The sequence below is a fragment of the Paenisporosarcina sp. TG-14 genome (assembly GCF_000297555.1).
Taxonomy (GTDB): domain Bacteria; phylum Bacillota; class Bacilli; order Bacillales_A; family Planococcaceae; genus Paenisporosarcina; species Paenisporosarcina antarctica.
On record NZ_AMGD01000020.1, the window covers coordinates 178,281 to 197,777 of the forward strand.

The window sequence follows — 19,497 nt, forward strand, 5'->3', positions numbered from 1 at the left end:
AAGGAGAGGAAGCTACATGTCACACGAATTAAAAGCTGATACTGGCTGGCGTATATGGTGGCAATTAACAAGGCCTCATACATTAACTGCATCCTTCGTCCCAGTATTTTTAGGAACAATGATTGCAATTTCTTATATTGAAATACACTGGACTTTATTTTTTGCCATGTTATTTGCAAGTATGCTTATCCAAGCTGCAACAAATATGTTTAATGAGTACTATGACTTTACAAGAGGGTTAGATAATGAAAAGTCAGTTGGAATTGGTGGTGCCATCGTAAGAAACGGTGTTAAACCTAAAACAGTTATGCAACTTGCATTATTGCTTTATGCAATTTCGATTTTATTGGGCATTTATATATGTATCCAAACCACTTGGCTATTAGCTGTTGTTGGAGCTGTGGCAATGGCCATTGGTTATTTATATACTGGTGGTCCATATCCAATTGCTTATACTCCTTTTGGTGAATTGTTCTCAGGAATATTTATGGGCATGTTAATTGTTTTAATTGCTTTTTTTATTCAAACAGGTAACGTTACAACGATTGCACTATTACTGTCTGTTCCAAGTATGCTTCTTGTTGCAGCAATTATGCTATCTAACAATATTCGAGATTTAGATGGCGATAAAGAAAGCGGTCGTAAAACAATGGCCATTTTAATTGGTCGTAAACGAGCAATTGATGTATTACTAGCGTTGTTCGTAGTTTCATATGTGTGGATAATAGTTTTAGTTATTTTTGGCGTAGTTACACCTTGGGCTCTTCTTATTATGTTAAGCGTAAAAAAACCAGTACGTGCAATTCTAATTTTTAAGAGGAAAGTACATAATTTTGAAGTAGCACCAGCTATGAAAGATACTGCATTAACAAATACTATATTTGGTTTCTTGCTCGGATTAGGATTATTAATTAGTTATTTACTTAAATAACAGAAAAACCGCAATGCTTCTATAAGCAGTTGCGGTTTTTCTTTTGTATTTGTAAATTATCCAATTCTAATGCTAATTTTAAGAGCTTTCATTTTCAATTGTCACAATTCGCTATTTTTCGACATTTATGCATAAAAAAACACGCTATCCCGAAGATAGCGCATCTTTTTAAATGACCCCTACGGGAATCGAACCCGTGTTACCGCCGTGAAAGGGCGGTGTCTTAACCGCTTGACCAAGGGGCCTATCTGGCGGAGAAGGAGGGATTTGAACCCTCGCGCCGGTCACCCGACCTACACCCTTAGCAGGGGCGCCTCTTCAGCCGCTTGAGTACTTCCCCAGATTGGCTCCGAAGGTAGGACTCGAACCTACGACCATCGCATTAACAGTGCGGTGCTCTACCACTGAGCTACTTAGGAATGGTGGGCCTAAATGGACTCGAACCATCGACCTCACGCTTATCAGGCGTGCGCTCTAACCAGCTGAGCTATAGGCCCACATTTGGAGCGGGTGAAGAGAATCGAACTCTCATCATCAGCTTGGAAGGCTGAGGTTTTACCACTAAACTACACCCGCATTATGGTGGCTCAGGACGGAATCGAACCGCCGACACAAGGATTTTCAGTCCTTTGCTCTACCGACTGAGCTACTGAGCCACATTCGAATTGTATTAAGCTGCGAATCTCTTTGTCAGCTTCATTCGTTCGTTCAGTCACGTACGTTAGTACGCTCCTTTACTTACTCATTTTGCTTTCTCGACCTTCTTTGCTTATTCCAATTCTAGATACTTCATAAAAAATGGCGGTCCCGACCGGGATCGAACCGGCGATCTCCTGCGTGACAGGCAGGCATGTTAACCGCTACACCACGGGACCATTTGGTTGCGGGGGCAGGATTTGAACCTGCGACCTTTGGGTTATGAGCCCAACGAGCTACCGTGCTGCTCCACCCCGCGATAATGTTATTGTTATAAAGCTTTGTTTAAAGTAAGTTTGACTTCTGCATCGGCTTTCGCCAGCTTCGATGTTACTTGCCGTCTCGTACAGCTGCGTTATTACACCCTCGCGACTTCTTTATAGGAAGTTAAATTTCTGTGTCACTCTCGCGATTTCATTATTGTAAGTATAACATAGTTTATTAAAAATTGGTGACCCCTACGGGAATCGAACCCGTGTTACCGCCGTGAAAGGGCGGTGTCTTAACCGCTTGACCAAGGGGCCTTGGCTCCGAAGGTAGGACTCGAACCTACGACCATCGCATTAACAGTGCGGTGCTCTACCACTGAGCTACTTCGGAATAGTGTTGGTGAACTAATCGACTTTCCCTATTATAGTGAGGTATTTCATCCTCGTCAACTACTTTCCCACAATTTCTGCAAAGAATTATTATTGTACTTTTGATAATTGACCTGAACACTTGCCGCAGCGGTATTTGGCGGTATTTAAACGAATCTTCCGTCTATAAAGAAGGCCACATGAGACACAACCATAGACATGTTGAATAGCTCCGCTTTTTCTTTTTGCAGAACCTAAGTTTGCACAAAATCTCGGTGAATTAGTCATCTTTAATAAATATTTAAAATCTCTATCGCGATGCTTATACCCTTTTCCTTCTATATGAAGGTGATAGTGACAAAGTTCATGTCGAATAATTCCTTCAAGTTCTTCCTCACCATAAAGTTCTAGTGATTTTGGATTAAGTTGAATGTGATGAGTTTGTAACATATATCGCCCACCGGTTGTTTTAAGTCGACTATTGAAATAGGCTTCATGCCGAAATGGTTTGTTAAAAACATTTTCGGAGATTTTTATTACCAGTAGGTGAAGTTCTTCATTTGTCATTCGACCCATCCTTTGAATTCATTAAAACCTGCTTATTGATTAACAATAAGCAGGTTCCATATTAGTTTTTCATTACTGGGGGCAACATTGTTAATGAAATTCGTCCTTTTGTCTTTTCAACTTGTTCCACCCAAACAGTTACGATGTCTCCAAGTGCAACGACATCAAGTGGGTGTTTTACAAAACCTTTTTTTAATTTAGAAATGTGTACAAGCCCATCTTGTTTTACACCTATGTCTACGAATGCACCAAAATCAACGACATTGCGAACTGTCCCTTGTAGCTCCATGCCACTTGATAAGTCTTCCATTTGAAGAATATCAGTTTTGAGAAGTGGCTGCGGGAATTGATCACGGGGATCGCGGGTTGGTTTTTTCAGCGTGTCCACGATATCTTGCAAAGTGATTTCTCCCACTTCTAGTCTTTCACTTAACTCTCTTAAATTCAACTCACTTAGGGCGAGTTCAGCATCTTTCGTTCCTATTTGTACTTTCGTTAATCCGGCAGTTTTCAACACTTCTTCTGCACTTTTATAACTTTCTGGGTGAATACCAGTAGCATCAAAGGGATTTTTGGCTTCTGGAATTCGTAAAAACCCAATAGCTTGCTCATACGTTTTTGCGCCTAAACGAGGAATTTTTTTCAGTTGAGCACGTGATGTGAATTTTCCGTTTTCATTTCGCATAATGATAACATTTTCAGCTACGGTCTTTGATAATCCAGAGACATATTGCAACAATGATGCTGATGCAGTGTTTATGTTTACACCGACTTGGTTAACTGCTGTTTCTACTATAAAGGTTAATGACTCATTTAGTTTCTTTTGAGAGACGTCATGTTGATATTGACCTACTCCTACAGCTTTCGGTTCAATTTTCACTAGCTCAGAAAGTGGATCTTGCAGTCTTCGAGCAATTGAAACCGCACTTCGTTGTTCGACTTGCAAATCAGGAAACTCGGCCCGCGCAGTGTCTGAAGCTGAGTATACACTCGCACCAGCTTCATTGACGATTACGTATGCAACTTCACGATTAGCTTCTTTTAGACATTCCGCAACAAATTGTTCGGATTCTCGAGAAGCCGTACCATTCCCAATTGCAATAATTGAAATTGGATAGCGTCTTAATATGTCTAATATAGCTTTCTTAGACGCTTCTAATTTCGATTGCGGTGGATGCGGATAGATAACGGATACTTCTTGAAGTTTTCCTGTATCGTCTACGACGGCTAATTTGCACCCTGTTCGGTAAGCCGGATCTAGACCTAACACTACTTTTCCTTTTAAGGGTGGTTGTAGCAATAGGTTTCGCAAGTTTACAGAAAAAATATGAATAGCTTGAGTTTCCCCTTTTTCTGTTAGTTCCGCGCGAATCTCCCGTTCAACTGAAGGTGAAATCAGGCGTTTGTAAGAGTCTTCAATTGCTTCAGTCACATGTGAAATGCTTGGTGAAGAACTGTACGTCGGAATCCACTCATCCCGCATGACAGTTAAAATACGATCAACTGGCGCATGCAAACTAACTTTCAAAATCTCTTCCTTTTCTCCACGATTTACTGCAAGAACACGGTGAGGAACGATTTTTTTTACTGGCTCAGTGTAGTCATAGTACATTTCAAATACACTTTTTTCATCAGCATCTTGTTTTTTCACTGACGATACAATTGAGCCTTCAGCGCGTGTTAAATTTCTAACTTTTTCACGAATCTTCGCATCATCAGCAAATTGTTCTGCTAATATATCCCGAGCACCTTGTAATGCTTCTTCTACATTCGCCACTTCTTTTTCTTCATTCACAAAGTCTTGCGCAAGGTCTTCAGGTTGTGTCTTCGAATAGCTAAATAAAAGATTAGCTAAAGGCTCTAGTCCTTTTTCTTTTGCAACGGTCGCTTTCGTTCTACGCTTTTGCTTATATGGTCGATATAAATCTTCTAGTCGTTGTAAGACAGAGGCTGCTAATATGGCCGTAGATAACTCTTCAGTCAATTTCCCTTGCTCATCAATTAAGCGAAGAACTTCCTCTTTTCGTTGTTCTATTTGTTGTATGTAACGGTATCGATCTTCTACTTCTTTTATTTGTACTTCATCTAATGAGCCAGTTGCTTCTTTTCGATAGCGCGCTATGAAGGGAACTGTATTTCCTTCTTCAAGTAAATCCACGACTTGTTGAGCTTGCGCTGGGCGTATATTTATTTCTTTCGCAATTCGTTGCATCATTTCTTTCGCTTCCATATGACTCATCCTCTCTCTTTACACTTTACTATTGTAACAAAAAAACCCGCTCCATTTTATTGGAGCAGGCTAACTGTGATAAATGTTGCATCGTCACCGTGTTCAATTGTTGCACTTAACGTTTGATATAGTTCATATGCGTCTGAACTATTTTGCATAACTTTTTTAGGATTTCTTAACACAACACCGTCCGAATGAAACAAGAACAAATCACCAGGATTATACGCAAATAATTGTGTGTTGAGTTTTTGAGATCGTCCCGATAAATAACCCATTACAGGTAACGGGTAAATCATTTTATCGTCATCTTTTCGAGTCATATAGAACTTAATGTTTCCAACACAACTATATTCAATCGTTTTGACTAAAAAATCTACTTTAACAATCGCCACTACCGCACCACGTTTTTGAAACATTAATTCATTGCATCTGCGCATCAAATTATCAATTGTTTCATGATGATATTCACCTAAGATAACAGGAATAACATCAGCTGATTGTTTAGCAATTGGCCCACTGCCTAAACCGTCAGCAATCGCACACAAAAAATAATCCTCATTCATATACGTAAAATACGTATCTCCTGATTCATAATTTCCTTCTTTTGCTTCTTGATAGACATATACTTCTAAATTAGTGTGTTGAATTGATTTCATTTAGATGCTCCGCCAGCAGCTTGTATCGCATCTTGTAATTTCTTTATGGCTTTACGTTGTAATCGAGAAACATGCATTTGAGAAATATCGAGTTTTTCGCCCGTTTCTTTTTGGCTCAACTGATCAATATATGTATACTGTATCACTTCTTTTTCTCGATCTGTAAGGACACTTAGTGCATTAGCTACTAACAAGCGTTGGTCTGTTTTTTCGTAGCCATCATCTTTTTGACCAATAACGTCAAATAATGTAATGCTACCTCCATCTGAATCCGATTCAAGAGAATGGTCCATTGACAGGGCTTGATAACTTCTGCCCATCTCCATTGCCTCTAAAACATCATCTTCGTCAACTTCGAGGTATTCAGCAATTTCAATTACTTTAGGAGATCGTTGAAGATCAGTTGTTAATGCTTCTACAGCTGATTTTATTCGCGGCCCTAATTCTTTAATACGCCGCGGAACATGAACAGCCCATGTTTTATCACGCAAAAAACGCTTGATCTCGCCAATGATTGTCGGAACGGCAAATGCTTCAAACGTTCTTCCAAAATCAGGATCGTATCGACGAATAGCACCAAGTAAGCCTAACATGCCTACTTGAACGATGTCCTCGTGATACGATTTTCCGTTCGAATATTTGCGTGCAATCGATTGAACTAAGCGTTGGTAATTTAATACTAAATTGGTTTGTGCATCTTCATCTTCTGTTTCTTGATAGGCTTTAATCCACTCTAAGACCTGTTCTTTCGTTTGCTTATAACTAGGAGGAGATAGGTTCGACATTCTCTTCCACCTGCTCTACTCCGACATATTTTGTCATAAAGATCGTTACGCCTTCTTGATGGTGTACTTTCACTTCATCCATTAATGTCTCTATTAAATACAAGCCAAGTCCACCTTCACGTAAAAATTGAACTTCTTGCTCTTCATGATAAGGTCCAACTTTAGCTTTCGTTTCTTCAAAATTGAAGCTTTTGCCGTGGTCTGCTACCATGATTTCAATTTTGTTAGGGTAAAGTGCACAGCCAACTACCACTTCGCCTTCATCGACTTCAGTATATGCATGCTGAACTGCATTTGTAATCGCTTCCGATGAAGCAATTTTTAAATCTTCGATATCATCGTAAGTAAACCCAATGCGACTTGCTAATCCCGAAATTGTTAAGCGCGCAACGCCTACATATTGAGATTTGGCAGGAACTCGAATTTCTACATAATCAAATGGTCTCATAATCAGTTTCCACCTTTATTATCTGTCTCAATGTCCATAATTGCTCCAAGACCCGTAATATCAAATAATCTTTTTAGACGAGGCGATAATCCAGTTAATTTAACATGACCATTAATTGCATTAATATTTTTGAAAAAAGCAACGATTACTCCAAGTCCAGTACTATCCATATATGATACATCCGTCATATCTAATTGGGCATGTAAACCTTCTTTTTTTTGCACTGCGGCTAACTTTTCACGTAGTATTGGTGCAGTAAAAGCATCGATTTCTCCACTGATAATACCTATTACAACGTTCTCTTCTTCTTTTAAAACGACTTGAATATTCATCTCCAGACACCCCGTCCATCTATAAAATCTTTAGTTACTCATTAATTACCACTTGTTCCGACGTTTAAAACCTTTTAATTAGTTTTTTTAAAAATGACAAGCGTAAAGTCATCACGAAGTTCGAAATTTTGCATTTTTTCTAATTCTTTAAACACTGTATCCACAATCGTTTGAGCAGATTCGTGATGCAAGGATTGGATTAATGATGCGATAATTTTTTGTTCAATAAATCCTTCATCCGTTCTACATTCGGTTACACCGTCTGTCATCATAACGACAAAGTCGCCAATCTCCATCTTCACATCGTGTTGTGCATATGTAACATTTGGAACGACACCTAGTAATAAGCCTTTTGCATGTAACTCAGAGAATTCATCCTTCTTAGCATCATAAAAAAGAGCAGGTTCATGACCTGCCGAAGCATATGTAAGAATAGAATGTTCTACATTATATCGACCGTAAAACATGGAAATAAACATATCGTCATTGACACCTTTTTCAACGATACGGTTAATAATATCTAGTACTTTTTTCGGATCCGAAGATGCATCCTGGAGACTATCCATCCCGTACTTAATCATGGACATACAAAGCGCGGCTGGAATACCCTTACCTATTACATCCGCCACCGCTACCCCTGCATTGTGATGATTATCGCTGAGGAAATAAATGTAATCTCCATTCATTTTCCGTGCTGGTACTGATATGAGACCAATTTCAAGACCATCAACTTGAGGAATAGTTGTTTTCAATAGCGTCTTTTGAACATTAGCGGCTAAATCTATTTCAACATTCAATTCTTTTTGGTGTTGGAGTAGACTTTGATGTTCGGAATGAGCAAGGCCATATCGAATCATCATTTCAATTAGGAAATCAAATGAATGCAATACTTCAGTTTGCAACTCCGGAAACAATTCTTCTAGAGCTGCCTTATGAACACTAATTACTTCTTCAGGAGCTACATTTTTTTTGATTAATTGACGACTGAAGTTCTGACCTGCATATAAATTCTTCTCTGTTTGTTGCATTACATATTGTTTAAGTATTTCTTTATATTGTCTTTCAATTTCTCGAGGCATTGACCTCTAACCTCCTAGCGAATCCACTTGGTCGCTTTAATAACGGTTCCTTCTCCCACAACGGTGTCTATTTTAAAATCATCCATTAGACGTTTTACTCCAGGTACACCAGCGCCTAATCCACCAGAAGTAGAGTAACCATCTTCCAGCGCTTTTCTAACATCAGAAATTCCGGGACCTTCATCTGACGCAATAATAATAATACCTACTCTTCTTCCATCAGATATACGTTCAATTTCAATTTTACCTGTTCCTGCATATAAATAAATATTACGAGCTAGTTCACTGATTGCTGTCGTGATACGCGCTTGGTCAACCGTTCCAAAGCCAACTTCTTTTGCCTCGTTACGACCAAGTTGCCTCGCAGCAACAATGTCCCACTCTGTTAAAATCTCTACAGATGACCGATATTCCATAATTATGCCTCCAATTTTCGCTGGAGTTTTTCAAGACCATTTTCTAAATCTAACGCGGTTATGACGCCTTCTAAACGAATACCTAATTCGATAAGGGTAATAGCGACTGCAGGTTGAATTCCAGTAATGACAACTTTTGCACCCATTAGTCCAGACATACTAATCACGTCTCCCAGAACTTTAGCTATAAAAGAATCAATAAAATCTATTGGTGTTAAATCAATTACAACACCACGTGCACTAGTTTCATGTAGTTTAGATAGTAAATCTTCTTGAAATTGAAGAGCAGTGTGATCATCTAACTCCCATTGGACAGAGACAATAAGACAATCTTTTAGTTTCAATATTGGTATACGTAAGTTCAAGACTATTCCACCTCCACGATTTTACGATTTGTCCAAGCCAATGCTTGTTCAACACCACGTTGCAATGTGCTTGTTGTTGTAAAATCTTTTAGGTTTATACCTAAAGTAACGATTGTTTGTGCAATTTCGGGACGTATTCCAACGAGCATACACTTTGCACCAACTAAACGAACTGCATCTGCAGCTTGAATTATGTGATGTGCAACCATAGTATCAACAACAGGTACACCTGTAATATCTAATAACACAACTTCCGCACGGTGTTTCACTACACCTTCTAACAAATTCTCTATAATTAATTTTGCACGTTCTGTATCAATCGTACCGACAAGCGGCATAACAGAAATCTTATCAAAAACCGGAATTAATGATGCTGAGAGTTCTTGCAACGCCATTCTTTGTAATTGAACCGTACGTTCCCATGTTTTTGCATATGTCTCAAGAATTCCATCTCGCATTGGTGAAATCCAATTAGTGAATATCATTACATATTCTTTCAAGTTTTGTTCGTTGATAGTTTTGTTTTTTTCTAACATCTCATAGACTACTTGTGCAAAATGATTGATTGCTGACATCACAAAGCTAATAGACCAACCAAAACGCACCACTTTGTTAGTAAACTCTTTTAAGCGATTGTCATAATCATTTTCACCCTCAAAAAGATTAGAAATCATTAACTCCGCAAATTCACGACTTGTTTTAGTGATGACATCTTGTGACATTACTTGAAAGAAACGTTCATCTGAATCATCTTTCATCAACTCTTGCCATTCTACTAATATTTCTTCTATATTATCTTGCATAAATGTAGTCATTTTCTTATTCATACTCTCTTGTAAAACCTCCTTAAATTATTTGATAGCTACATTATATTCTAACGGAAAATAGCTAGGTATACACGTATTTTAATTGCTCACAAAAAAACATCGCACAGGAAATTTCCGGTACGATGTTTTTCCATTATGTATATTCAAAACTTTACAAGACCAAGACTTATTTCTAGCGCCTCATCGACTTCTTCCATCAGAACATCATCCAGCTGAGTAATTTTATCGGTCAGCCGCGATTTATCAATCGTACGCAATTGTTCAAGCAAAATAACGGAATCCCGTTCAAACCCATACTTTTTAGCATTGATTTCCACATGTGTTGGTAATTTTGCTTTTTGAATTTGCGCCGTGATAGCCGCAATGATGACTGTTGGGCTGAAACGATTTCCAATATCGTTTTGAATCACCAGAACGGGTCTAGTCCCACCTTGTTCAGACCCGACTACTGGCGATAAGTCAGCAAAAAAAACGTCACCACGTTTTACGTTCAAGATTTCATCCTCCGCTTACAAGTCGCTCCACAGTATGCTCCGCTTCATATTCCAAATGCAGACACTCGCTTGCAATGGACAAGTTAATCTGCGACATTTCTACGTAGCCCTTGATCATCGCTTCTCGTATAAGATTTGGTTGAACTTGTTTAATTGATTTTTTTGTCGAAATATAAACAAACTCTTCTGGCTTAGCCAGTTGTTGTTCTTTCTGTTTATCAAGATTGTTCACAAATTGTCTTGGAAGTTTCACAATAACTTCCTTTGTTTTTCTCTTTTCATTCACAGTAAACACCTCCGACAAACCCGTCCCTCTTTTCAATACATTTCTATCTTACCATTTGAAACATACAATGAGAAGACAAAGAAGGAAAATATCTGACAATATTATTAGTTTGGTCGGTTTATGTCGAAAGTTATAGTGTGTATGTCCTTGGCACTCGATTCGTAAGTACACAAGGAATTTCGTATGAAATTGTTTGCAATTTTTGTGCCCATTCTTCAATGGTTACTTGTTCCGTTCCTTGTCTTCCAATTAACGTAACTCGTTCTCCAACGTTAACCTGTTCAGGCAAACGTACCATGCATTGATCCATGCATATTTTACCAACAATTGGCATCCGCTTTCCTTGAATCAACACTTCTTGTCCACTCAAACCTCTCAGCATTCCATCTGCGTAACCGATTGGTAGGGTTGCAATCCATTCATTTTCACTAGCGGTGTAAATTGCTCCATAACTAATGGAAGATCCTGCACATACTTTTTTTACATGTACAACTTCTGTATGCAAGCTCATGGCTTGCACTAACGGAAAAGGAAGTTCTTTTTTTACATGTTCCGAAGGTAATAATCCATACATGGAGATGCCAAATCTTACGGCATCAAATAAAGAATCCATATGAATTAATGAAGCCGCACTATTCGCAGCGTGTATACACCTCGGTCGTTTAGGAAAGTGTTGCAAAAACAGTTTAAACTTTGTCAATTGGTTAGAGAAATGTATGACGTCCTCTTCATCGGCCGTTGCGAAATGTGTAAAAACACCATCCATGATTACGTCTTGTCGTTGTTGAATGGTTTGAATAAGCATGTCTAATTCTGATTCTGTTGTTATGCCTAGCCTTCCCATACCTGTATCAATTTTAATATGTACTTTTAGCTTTTTAGGTAAGGGTGGAATGTGAAGAAACCAATCTTTTTGAAATACAGTTACTGTAATGTCGTGTTCGCTAGCCACATTAGCAAATGAAGGAGAGGATGCACCAAGCACAAGAATGGGCGATTCGATGCCATTTTCACGCAATCGAATCGCTTCATCTGGTGTGGCAACGGCAAGCATACTTACCCCAGCTTCTAATGCAGTCTTTGACACTTCAAGATCACCATGGCCATAAGCATTTGCTTTAACTACTGCAATTACCTCTACGGAATGACTGATATGTTTCTTCAGATTAAGTATGTTCATTTTTATAGCATTCAAATCAATTTGTGCAAATGTTGGTCGATAAAAATTAGTTGGCTGCATGTTGTTCATTCCTCATTTAGGGTTCGATAGTTAGTGTGGTAGATTTATTTCGACTCACTTGCTGTCATAGAAGATGCGACAGTCATCATTTCTTCACGTGACATTGAATCTGATGCTAAGAAGAATTGAACACCATCTTGTTCCCAAGTAATTGATTGATCAGTTATTGCACCAATAACAAAACCTAAATCGGCAGGATCACCAGCTGCAAATACAGGAACTAAGTCTACATCCTTCTTAACAATTGGAGATTGAATAATTGTAAATTCTTTGTTACCACCATATGTTAATATTACTCGCTCTTGTTTGTCATCTTTAATCACTTTTTCTTCTACCATATTTATGCCTTCCCATTGAAGTGAAGGGTAGTGTGTTTGGAATACTGGTAATTCAGTATCGGTACTCGCTGTTTCGTTTTTAGTCGTGTCTTCAGGCATATCTGCTTTGTAATCAGCAGCACTTCTTGAAGTGCCTAAAGTAATCTTATCAAATGTGATACTGATTTGTTCTTCTTTTTGATCATTTAAAATAAAAACTTTTGTTGGCAGCAATGATTTCTTACTAATATGGATTTTTTGTGTAGGCAACATCTTTTGATGACTGTTTCTAGTTTTGGTTTCAAAAACATACGAATTCTCGGTTTCTGTCATCACCGATTCTTTATCAGCTTTAATGTCTTGTGCTAGTGAACCAATTAAATAGGCTTGACTATTTTTCTCAGGCCAATCACTTTGGAATTTATAAGTCTTCCCTAGTGTCGGTGTGATAACAAATACACCTTCTTTATTTCTTACAATTGTTTGTGATACATCTTCACCTGTTTGACTAACCTTCACACGATAAAACTCAGGTTTCGTGTGCCACACACTCACTTCATAAAGACGAGGTTCTGAACCAGTACTAATTTTCATTTTCGCGTCTAACTCATAGCCTTTTGTCTCAACCCATTTTGTACTTAACTTCTTTAATACATCTTCTTTCGACTCAGCACCACAAGCTGACAATAATAACACCAACAATAATATTAATCCTACATATAAACGGTTACGCAATAAATCCACCCTTTCTCATATCGATCCGTTAAAACATCTTATGAAACAGGGACAGGGATTATTCAACCAATATTACTTGTGCTGCTGCAAATTGTTTTGTATGAGTGATACTTACATAGCCTTTTACTTCTTGACCTTTAAAATACAACATAGGCTTTCCATTATCGTTTGGTAACACTTCAATATCTAGAAAGCTGCAATTCCTACCTATACCTGTTCCTAGTGCCTTTGCAAAAGCCTCTTTAGCAGCAAAGCGACCAGCCAAGAATTCAAGTTGTCTCTTTTCTGATAGTTCGGCAAAGCGTCTTAATTCACGGACAGATAAAATTCGCTGTTTAAATTTTAAAGTATGGAAATGTACAGTCTTTATTCGCTCTATTTCGGTCACATCTAAGCCGATTCCCAAAATCATGAAAGACTTCTCCTTTCATCCTATTGTAGTTTCACGGTATAATACACGCATACAAATATGAGGTGAAGATATGTTTAGTCGAACTGAAAATTTTTCCCAATACATTAAGCTATACCCAGTTGTCTCCATAATTATTGCAATCAACATTATTATCCATGTAGTATCGTTGGTCCCCTACCTTGGAAATTTAATATTTATTTATGGAGCGGGAGCTAATTACTTAATTTCTGATGGACAGTGGTGGCGCTTTATTACGCCTATGTTTCTACATGCTGGATTTGTACATTTATTATTTAATATGTTTTCATTATTTTTATTTGGACCTGAACTTGAAAAACTTACAGGAAAAGTTCGCTTTTTAACCCTTTATTTTATGGCCGGTTTGTTTGGTACCGTCGCCACGTTCGTATTACAGGATGCTAACTATGTACATGTCGGGGCAAGTGGAGCAATCTACGGAATTCTTGGTGCATTTGGCGGTCTCGTCTACTATGCACGAAATAAATTACCTCAACTCAGTCAAATTATTGTACCCATCATTATCATCAGTATCGTGATGACTTTCTTAACACCCAACATTAACATTACAGCCCATTTAACAGGGTTAGCAGTTGGATTCTTAATTGGCTTGGTATTTTTTAAACCTAAAGGTAAAGCAAACGTCAACTGGAAAAATAGAAAAAGATAGGACAGCCGTTATTATGGCTGTCCTTTTTTTTCGTCTACATAACCAGATGGTTCATACCAATTCATAACTTCTTCAATATATTCTACTTCTAAATGTTCTACTTGTGCCGTTGCGCCAAGCACTCCTGATTTTATCGTCGTTTCTATAGAAGCTAACGCTTTCCTTTTTTGGAATGGACTTTGTCTCATCTCAAGCGATTGCATGCGTTTCTTTTCAATGAAAAACGTATATTTACTAATTCCACGGTATTGTAAGGACAGCTGATTTTTTGTGAGGAAAAGCGCTGCTGATCGGTGCTGCCATAAGCCAAGCATAAAAATCACTGGAGCCAATAGTAACGAAAACAAACCATATGGGTAGTAGAAGTAACTAATCCCGCCCACAATTGGGATCACCCAAAGAAAATCAAGTCGATAATAAAATGGTTTAGCCCTTTTTGGAGCACTTGTCCATATTGGGTCAAAATCAAAATCAGCAAATAACTTATTTAATGGTTGTTTGATTTTATTTTTCTTCACAAGTGGAAACAAACGAATTTTTTCATCTCGATCATTGATTGAGCCTCCAGCACTTTCAACAATTACTGTACAATACCCGAATAGTTGTCTTAACGGATTTTCCACAATTCGAATACCTTGTACTCGACCAATGGGAATGGTGACTTTTTTCTTTTCTAACAAGCCGCGTGTCAATACAATTTGGTCTTCTTCTTGAACTATTGTAAATTGATAATAGTTTAGTGTGGTTATAATTACAGAGAACACCCATGCAATTATTAGGAAAACAAAGATCATTAGAGCCACAATAAAAACGCCAAATTTTAAAAACACTACGACTTCATCATAAATTTTCTCATAGGGAATCAACTCTGAAAATTGAGTTAAGAAAACCGCGAGTCCTGAAATTACTACACCAATACCACCTGACGTAGTGGCAAGAATTAGAAGATCTTTCATAGACATTTTAAAAATTGGTATACTCGGCACAAGAGCCAATTCTTCCAGTTGTTGCACGATTATTTCTCCATTTTCATCAGTTTTTTTATTAGTTTTTCGCTTTTTGGCAAGAGCTAGTTCTGTTTCAATTTGCTTTGCAGCTTCTTTTGTAATTGCTGTCAATTCTGCTTCCGGTTCTGTAGAGACGCCTGAACCAGCCGTTTCGATCGTTACTTTCACTAGCTTAAAAGGTCGATGTAATATACTTTCTGTATAATTCAAGCTTTGAATACGATCAAAAGGAATGTATCTTTTCTTCTTAACAAATAGTCCATATTCAATACGTAACTCATCGTCTTCAAACCAATAAATAAACCGTTTCCATTTAATGATTCCACTTACTAAAACAAGCACTAAAACGACGATTCCAATTACATAAGGGATGTAATTCGTCCAATGCTCATCATTTGATGGAGAACCACCTTGAAATCTATTTGCTACAAAAATAATGATAAAAGGAAAGATGAGATCTTTTAGACCTTTTATAAAATTAACAACTGCAGATATCGGGTGAAGTTGATAACGTTCTTTAGACATCATCTTCCGCCACCCTTGCAAGTACCGAAATACGACTTCTTAGTTCATCAGCTTCACTCGTGATTAGTGCTGGAATCGTATGGCTGGTTGCTGCTGTAGAAATCGTAATAGACGCTAAATTGTATCTTCGTAAAATTGGTCCTTGTTGTGTGTCTACATGCTGTATACGAATCATTGGCACTAAAGTTCTCTTGACGATAAAAAGTCCATATTGTAGTTCAATCTCTTGTTCTCGTACCTCATATCTCCATCGAAGCCATCGTAATTTCGGAAATAAATAAACAAATACATATGTATATAATAGAGGGATTGTTATAATAATCACCAATAACCACAAAGGACCTTCTAACCACCAGTTTAAAACCCCTGCGCCTACTGCTATTAACAGCACTACTGCTGATTGCATTACTCCATATAATCGCCATACCTTTAATCCTTTTGGTGAAATTCGATTAATTGGCTCTTTTCTCATATAAACACCTACTTTCTTCTATAAATACTATTTTACAGGAAAAATGATTTAAGAAAAGCGCAAAGCGCATTCTAGCTCATCCCCCTGAAATGACTAGCCTAGAAAGTCGAACTCTAGCGCTGTAGACTCTGATTGGAAAACACGTTTTTGAATTAATTAAATGTTGAAAGGTGAAAATGTGCCTTTCTGCCCCCATAAAGAAGCCCTCGAGCAGATGATAGGACCAAGACATAGCCGCTCTAAGTTCGAAGGTATTACTTTAAAAATTCATATTTTCTTTTTTCATCAAAAAAAATATCACAGCCCAATTGGACTGTGATATTTGTTTATTTATTAGCTTTCGCGACGTGAAGATGAACGTGGACGTCCACCGCGGTTTGCAGAACCATCACGTGATGATGATGAAGAACTACTTCCATCACGGCTACCACTAGGACGACGAGCTCCGCTACGATCTGAACTAGAACTACGACCTGAACCTGATGAAGGGCGTCCTCCACCACTACGGTTGTTTCCTTTATAGCCACCGCCACCACTGCGTCCGCCACCACTTCCACCTTTACGAGATGGTAATGGACGTTCTTCAGAGATTGATACTGGCGTATCATTTGGTTCGCGAGTCATTGATTTTAATGCCGCTGCAACAACATCAAGTGCTTCATATTTCTCAAGTAATTCCGTTGCAAATGCACGGTAATCACCAATACTGTTTTTGTCTACCATTTCTCCAAGTGATTCAACAGCTAAACGTTGTTGTCCAACTAGAGCCTCATCAGAGCTTGGTGGACGAAGTGGTGACATACGTTTTTTCGTTGTTTCTTCAACGATACGTAAGTAACCCATTTCACGTGGAGAAACAAAAGTTACTGCCACACCACTTTTACCAGCACGGCCTGTACGACCAATACGGTGTACATAGCTTTCTGGGTCTTGAGGAATATCATAGTTATAAACGTGTGTTACGCCTGTAATATCAAGTCCACGTGCAGCTACATCAGTAGCAACTAGGATGTCAATTTTGTTTTCTTTAAATTGTTTTAACACAGACATACGCTTAGCTTGGCTTAAATCACCGTGAATACCTTCAGCAATATAACCACGAATGCTTAGTGCATGCGATAATTCATCAACGCGGCGTTTTGTACGACCAAAGATGATTGCAAGTTCAGGTTGGTGAACGTTAAGAACGCGTGATAGAATATCGAATTTTTCACGTTCTTGTGACTGAACGTAGAATTGCTCGATGTTTTCTACTGTCATTTCTTTTGATTGAATTTTAACGATTTCTGGAGTTTTCATGAATTTTTCAGCAATTTTACGAATTGCTGTCGGCATTGTTGCAGAGAATAACAATGTTTGACGATCTTCAGGAACACTTTCCAAAATTTTAGTGATGTCTTCAATGAAGCCCATGTTTAGCATTTCATCCGCTTCGTCTAAAATAAGCGTTTGAACGTTATCAAGTTTTAAAGTACGACGGTTAATATGATCTAAAAGACGACCAGGTGTACCAACGATTACATGTGGGTTGTTTTTTAATGCACGGATTTGACGTCCAATTTCTTGTCCACCATAAACAGATAAAATTTTCACTCGTTTGTCTTGACCGAGTTTGTAAATTTCTTCTGAAACTTGGATCGCTAATTCACGTGTTGGCGCAATAATTAGACCTTGAATATTTGAATTCTTAGGGTCAATTTTTTCAATCAATGGAATACCAAACGCAGCTGTTTTACCAGTTCCTGTTTGTGCTTGACCGATGATATCGCGGCCTTCCATTCCGAACTTAATTGTACCTTCTTGAATTGGTGTTGCTTCTTCAAAACCCATACGTTTTACGGATTTTAATGTTGATGCACTAATATTTAACTCTGAAAAATTTGTCAAAATTTTAATCTCCTTTTTCTTTACAATTACAAAGGGTTACATTTTCAGGATGAAGTTGCGGCAAATTCGAGCCTATAAGAGGAACGTTTCCGTTACTTAAAATTCTCTGTAGAATTATCAGAGGGGACTTATATTTAAAGGAAAGCCCGGTTTTTGCCGAGCGGTTCGATCATGGGGAGTATGTTTCAAAAACGTTTTATAAAACAACGCTGTCTCTTGTGACCTGTTGGTAGCCTATTTTAACCGTTTTTTAGAACGTGGCTATTATGAAAGTTCACAGTTTTGATGTTTGAAACTAAACATCCTACCCTAAAAAATTGAACAAACCGTTATGTTCAAAAAAAAGACCTCTTCTTAATACGAAGAGTCTTTACACAAAATGTATCCATTGCTTTAAATACTTTAACATGATTAAAGACGATATGCAATTAATCAACCACAGTCATAATAATTAGTTTTCTGTTTCACTTCAAAAAGCTAAACACTTTAGCGAACCATTCTTCGCTATCGTCACTGTAACAAATAAGATGCTTCCCATTTTTGGATGTAATAAGATATTTTTCATCGGAACCTAAAGAATCATACAAATGTTGTCCGCTGGTAAACGGAACTATACCATCTTTTTGTCCTTGCACGATGCATACTGGAACTTTAATCGATTCGTAGTAAGGTTCTATCATTTTTACCATACGCAAAAACTCAACAGCGGACCGAATTGGCGTATGAGTTAATTTGTATTCATATAAATGATAAATCGTATTGGTCGAAAGTTTCCCTTTTACTGCATCTGTCATAATATCTTTAACATCTGATAAAAGTTGTCCGCCACTAATGTATTTTGCGGCTGCACTAAGGAGTACTAATCGATCAATTTTATAACGCTTAGACAAATATAGGGCAATTAATCCCCCCATAGAAAAACCAACAATCACAACTCGTTGTACTTGTTTTTGCAATAATCTTAACGCTTGCTCAGCTTCCATCATCCAATTTTCTGCTGTTAACTCAGTTAATGAAAGCGTGGAGCCATGACCAGGTAATGTAGGAACTTTGACAAGCCAATCCGTCTTCTCTTCTATATATTGCACAAAAGGTTGTATTTCATACGGACCTCCTGTAAAGCCATGAATACATAATACTCCCGTTTTCATATACACACCTCCATCAATTACATTAGTTGACGGAATACTGTCCGTATTTTATCAACAAAGAAACAAAACGATTTTTTCGTCTTGTTCTTTGCTGGTAACAACTATTATATATATAGTAATTTAATACCCGAAAAGTGTGTACCCAAACGTATCGTGTACATGTTATCGTGCATTTAAAAATACGCCCTGTCCTTTAAGAAGGGTAACCATAGAAACCCGTTTATTTCCACTACGTTGGACGCTTTTCGCGGGCAGAAGTCGCCACCTGCGCTTCAATCAACTAGTGTGAATTTATCCATCATTGCAACGAATTCTATTTTTAGTGACAATTATTTGAAATCTTGAGCGATACAAAGCTAGCAGGAATACTTCT

At 37.9% G+C, this 19,497-nt stretch carries 21 protein-coding genes and 10 tRNA genes; 2 read left to right on the forward strand and 29 right to left on the reverse strand.

The genetic code is table 11. The features are described 5' to 3' along the window. The first annotated feature begins 16 nt into the window (after positions 1-16). A complete protein-coding gene (locus C406_RS0107565) occupies positions 17-931 on the forward strand; it encodes a 1,4-dihydroxy-2-naphthoate polyprenyltransferase (RefSeq protein ID WP_017380006.1) in 915 nt (304 codons plus the stop codon). 173 nt (positions 932-1,104) lie between these two features. On the opposite strand, the gene C406_RS0107570 is transcribed toward C406_RS0107565, so the two are convergent. The 25 genes from C406_RS0107570 to acpS form a co-directional block, all read right to left on the reverse strand. Continuing rightward, positions 1,105-1,176: transfer RNA gene (locus C406_RS0107570), tRNA-Glu, on the reverse strand. A gap of 4 nt (positions 1,177-1,180) precedes the next feature. Further along, a tRNA-Ser gene (locus tag C406_RS0107575) sits at positions 1,181-1,271 on the reverse strand. A gap of 4 nt (positions 1,272-1,275) precedes the next feature. Next, positions 1,276-1,350: transfer RNA gene (locus C406_RS0107580), tRNA-Asn, on the reverse strand. A gap of 1 nt (position 1,351) precedes the next feature. Continuing rightward, positions 1,352-1,428, reverse strand: a tRNA-Ile gene (locus tag C406_RS0107585). 5 nt (positions 1,429-1,433) lie between these two features. After that, positions 1,434-1,507: transfer RNA gene (locus tag C406_RS0107590), tRNA-Gly, on the reverse strand. A 4-nt stretch (positions 1,508-1,511) separates the two neighbouring features. Beyond that, positions 1,512-1,587, reverse strand: a tRNA-Phe gene (locus C406_RS0107595). A gap of 143 nt (positions 1,588-1,730) precedes the next feature. Continuing rightward, positions 1,731-1,806 (reverse strand) — tRNA-Asp (locus C406_RS0107600). A 3-nt stretch (positions 1,807-1,809) separates the two neighbouring features. Further along, a tRNA-Met gene (locus tag C406_RS0107605) sits at positions 1,810-1,886 on the reverse strand. A gap of 190 nt (positions 1,887-2,076) precedes the next feature. Then, positions 2,077-2,151, reverse strand: a tRNA-Glu gene (locus C406_RS0107610). A 1-nt stretch (position 2,152) separates the two neighbouring features. Next, positions 2,153-2,227: transfer RNA gene (locus C406_RS0107615), tRNA-Asn, on the reverse strand. An 89-nt stretch (positions 2,228-2,316) separates the two neighbouring features. Further along, positions 2,317-2,772 (reverse strand): SprT family protein, encoded by a 456-nt coding sequence (locus tag C406_RS0107620; protein WP_017380007.1) that lies wholly within the window; start codon positions 2,770-2,772, stop codon positions 2,317-2,319. Positions 2,773-2,833: 61 nt separating this feature from the next. Next, a complete protein-coding gene (locus C406_RS0107625; RefSeq protein WP_017380008.1) occupies positions 2,834-5,002 on the reverse strand; it encodes a Tex family protein in 2,169 nt (722 codons plus the stop codon). Between the two features lie 56 nt (positions 5,003-5,058). Then, positions 5,059-5,658, reverse strand: coding sequence for a PP2C family serine/threonine-protein phosphatase (locus C406_RS0107630; RefSeq protein ID WP_017380009.1), 600 nt, complete (start codon positions 5,656-5,658; stop codon positions 5,059-5,061). Then, positions 5,655-6,443, reverse strand: coding sequence for an RNA polymerase sigma factor SigB (sigB, locus tag C406_RS0107635; protein ID WP_017380010.1), 789 nt, complete (start codon positions 6,441-6,443; stop codon positions 5,655-5,657). Before sigB ends, C406_RS0107630 begins: the two co-directional genes overlap by 4 nt. Next, entirely contained in the window at positions 6,421-6,891 is a 471-nt protein-coding gene (rsbW, locus tag C406_RS0107640; protein ID WP_017380011.1) for an anti-sigma B factor RsbW, read from the reverse strand. Before rsbW ends, sigB begins: the two co-directional genes overlap by 23 nt. A gap of 2 nt (positions 6,892-6,893) precedes the next feature. Beyond that, positions 6,894-7,223, reverse strand: coding sequence for an anti-sigma factor antagonist (locus C406_RS0107645; RefSeq protein ID WP_017380012.1), 330 nt, complete (start codon positions 7,221-7,223; stop codon positions 6,894-6,896). 74 nt (positions 7,224-7,297) lie between these two features. Then, on the reverse strand, positions 7,298-8,302 hold the full coding sequence (locus C406_RS0107650; RefSeq protein WP_017380013.1) for a PP2C family protein-serine/threonine phosphatase: 1,005 nt from the start codon (positions 8,300-8,302) through the stop codon (positions 7,298-7,300). A gap of 14 nt (positions 8,303-8,316) precedes the next feature. Next, a complete protein-coding gene (locus C406_RS0107655; RefSeq protein ID WP_017380014.1) occupies positions 8,317-8,718 on the reverse strand; it encodes an anti-sigma regulatory factor in 402 nt (133 codons plus the stop codon). A gap of 2 nt (positions 8,719-8,720) precedes the next feature. Beyond that, on the reverse strand, positions 8,721-9,083 hold the full coding sequence (locus C406_RS0107660) for an STAS domain-containing protein (RefSeq protein WP_017380015.1): 363 nt from the start codon (positions 9,081-9,083) through the stop codon (positions 8,721-8,723). Positions 9,084-9,085: 2 nt separating this feature from the next. Beyond that, complete coding sequence (locus tag C406_RS0107665) at positions 9,086-9,910, reverse strand: RsbT co-antagonist protein RsbRA (protein ID WP_017380016.1); 825 nt, start codon at positions 9,908-9,910, stop codon at positions 9,086-9,088. Between the two features lie 143 nt (positions 9,911-10,053). Further along, positions 10,054-10,404, reverse strand: coding sequence for a type II toxin-antitoxin system PemK/MazF family toxin (locus tag C406_RS0107670; RefSeq protein ID WP_016429759.1), 351 nt, complete (start codon positions 10,402-10,404; stop codon positions 10,054-10,056). 4 nt (positions 10,405-10,408) lie between these two features. Then, on the reverse strand, positions 10,409-10,708 hold the full coding sequence (locus C406_RS0107675; protein WP_017380017.1) for a hypothetical protein: 300 nt from the start codon (positions 10,706-10,708) through the stop codon (positions 10,409-10,411). Between the two features lie 112 nt (positions 10,709-10,820). Beyond that, positions 10,821-11,930 (reverse strand): alanine racemase, encoded by a 1,110-nt coding sequence (gene alr / locus C406_RS0107680; RefSeq protein WP_017380018.1) that lies wholly within the window; start codon positions 11,928-11,930, stop codon positions 10,821-10,823. Between the two features lie 44 nt (positions 11,931-11,974). Then, the gene (locus tag C406_RS0107685; RefSeq protein WP_017380019.1) at positions 11,975-12,982 is read right to left on the reverse strand and encodes a LolA family protein; all 1,008 of its coding nucleotides are present in this window, start codon (positions 12,980-12,982) and stop codon (positions 11,975-11,977) included. Between the two features lie 58 nt (positions 12,983-13,040). Continuing rightward, positions 13,041-13,394, reverse strand: a complete 354-nt coding sequence (acpS, locus tag C406_RS0107690; RefSeq protein ID WP_017380020.1) for a holo-ACP synthase — start codon at positions 13,392-13,394, stop codon at positions 13,041-13,043. 70 nt (positions 13,395-13,464) lie between these two features. Here acpS and C406_RS0107695 point away from each other — a divergent pair, with 70 nt between their 5' ends. Then, the gene (locus C406_RS0107695) at positions 13,465-14,082 is read left to right on the forward strand and encodes a rhomboid family intramembrane serine protease (protein WP_017380021.1); all 618 of its coding nucleotides are present in this window, start codon (positions 13,465-13,467) and stop codon (positions 14,080-14,082) included. Between the two features lie 11 nt (positions 14,083-14,093). On the opposite strand, the gene C406_RS0107700 is transcribed toward C406_RS0107695, so the two are convergent. From C406_RS0107700 to C406_RS0107715, 4 genes are all read right to left on the reverse strand, one after another. Continuing rightward, positions 14,094-15,617 (reverse strand): PH domain-containing protein, encoded by a 1,524-nt coding sequence (locus tag C406_RS0107700; RefSeq protein ID WP_017380022.1) that lies wholly within the window; start codon positions 15,615-15,617, stop codon positions 14,094-14,096. Continuing rightward, positions 15,607-16,086, reverse strand: a complete 480-nt coding sequence (locus C406_RS0107705) for a PH domain-containing protein (protein ID WP_017380023.1) — start codon at positions 16,084-16,086, stop codon at positions 15,607-15,609. Before C406_RS0107705 ends, C406_RS0107700 begins: the two co-directional genes overlap by 11 nt. Before the next feature lie 333 nt (positions 16,087-16,419). Continuing rightward, on the reverse strand, positions 16,420-17,973 hold the full coding sequence (locus tag C406_RS0107710; protein WP_017380024.1) for a DEAD/DEAH box helicase: 1,554 nt from the start codon (positions 17,971-17,973) through the stop codon (positions 16,420-16,422). A 464-nt stretch (positions 17,974-18,437) separates the two neighbouring features. Continuing rightward, positions 18,438-19,124, reverse strand: a complete 687-nt coding sequence (locus tag C406_RS0107715) for an alpha/beta hydrolase (protein WP_017380025.1) — start codon at positions 19,122-19,124, stop codon at positions 18,438-18,440. Positions 19,125-19,497 lie beyond the last annotated feature (373 nt).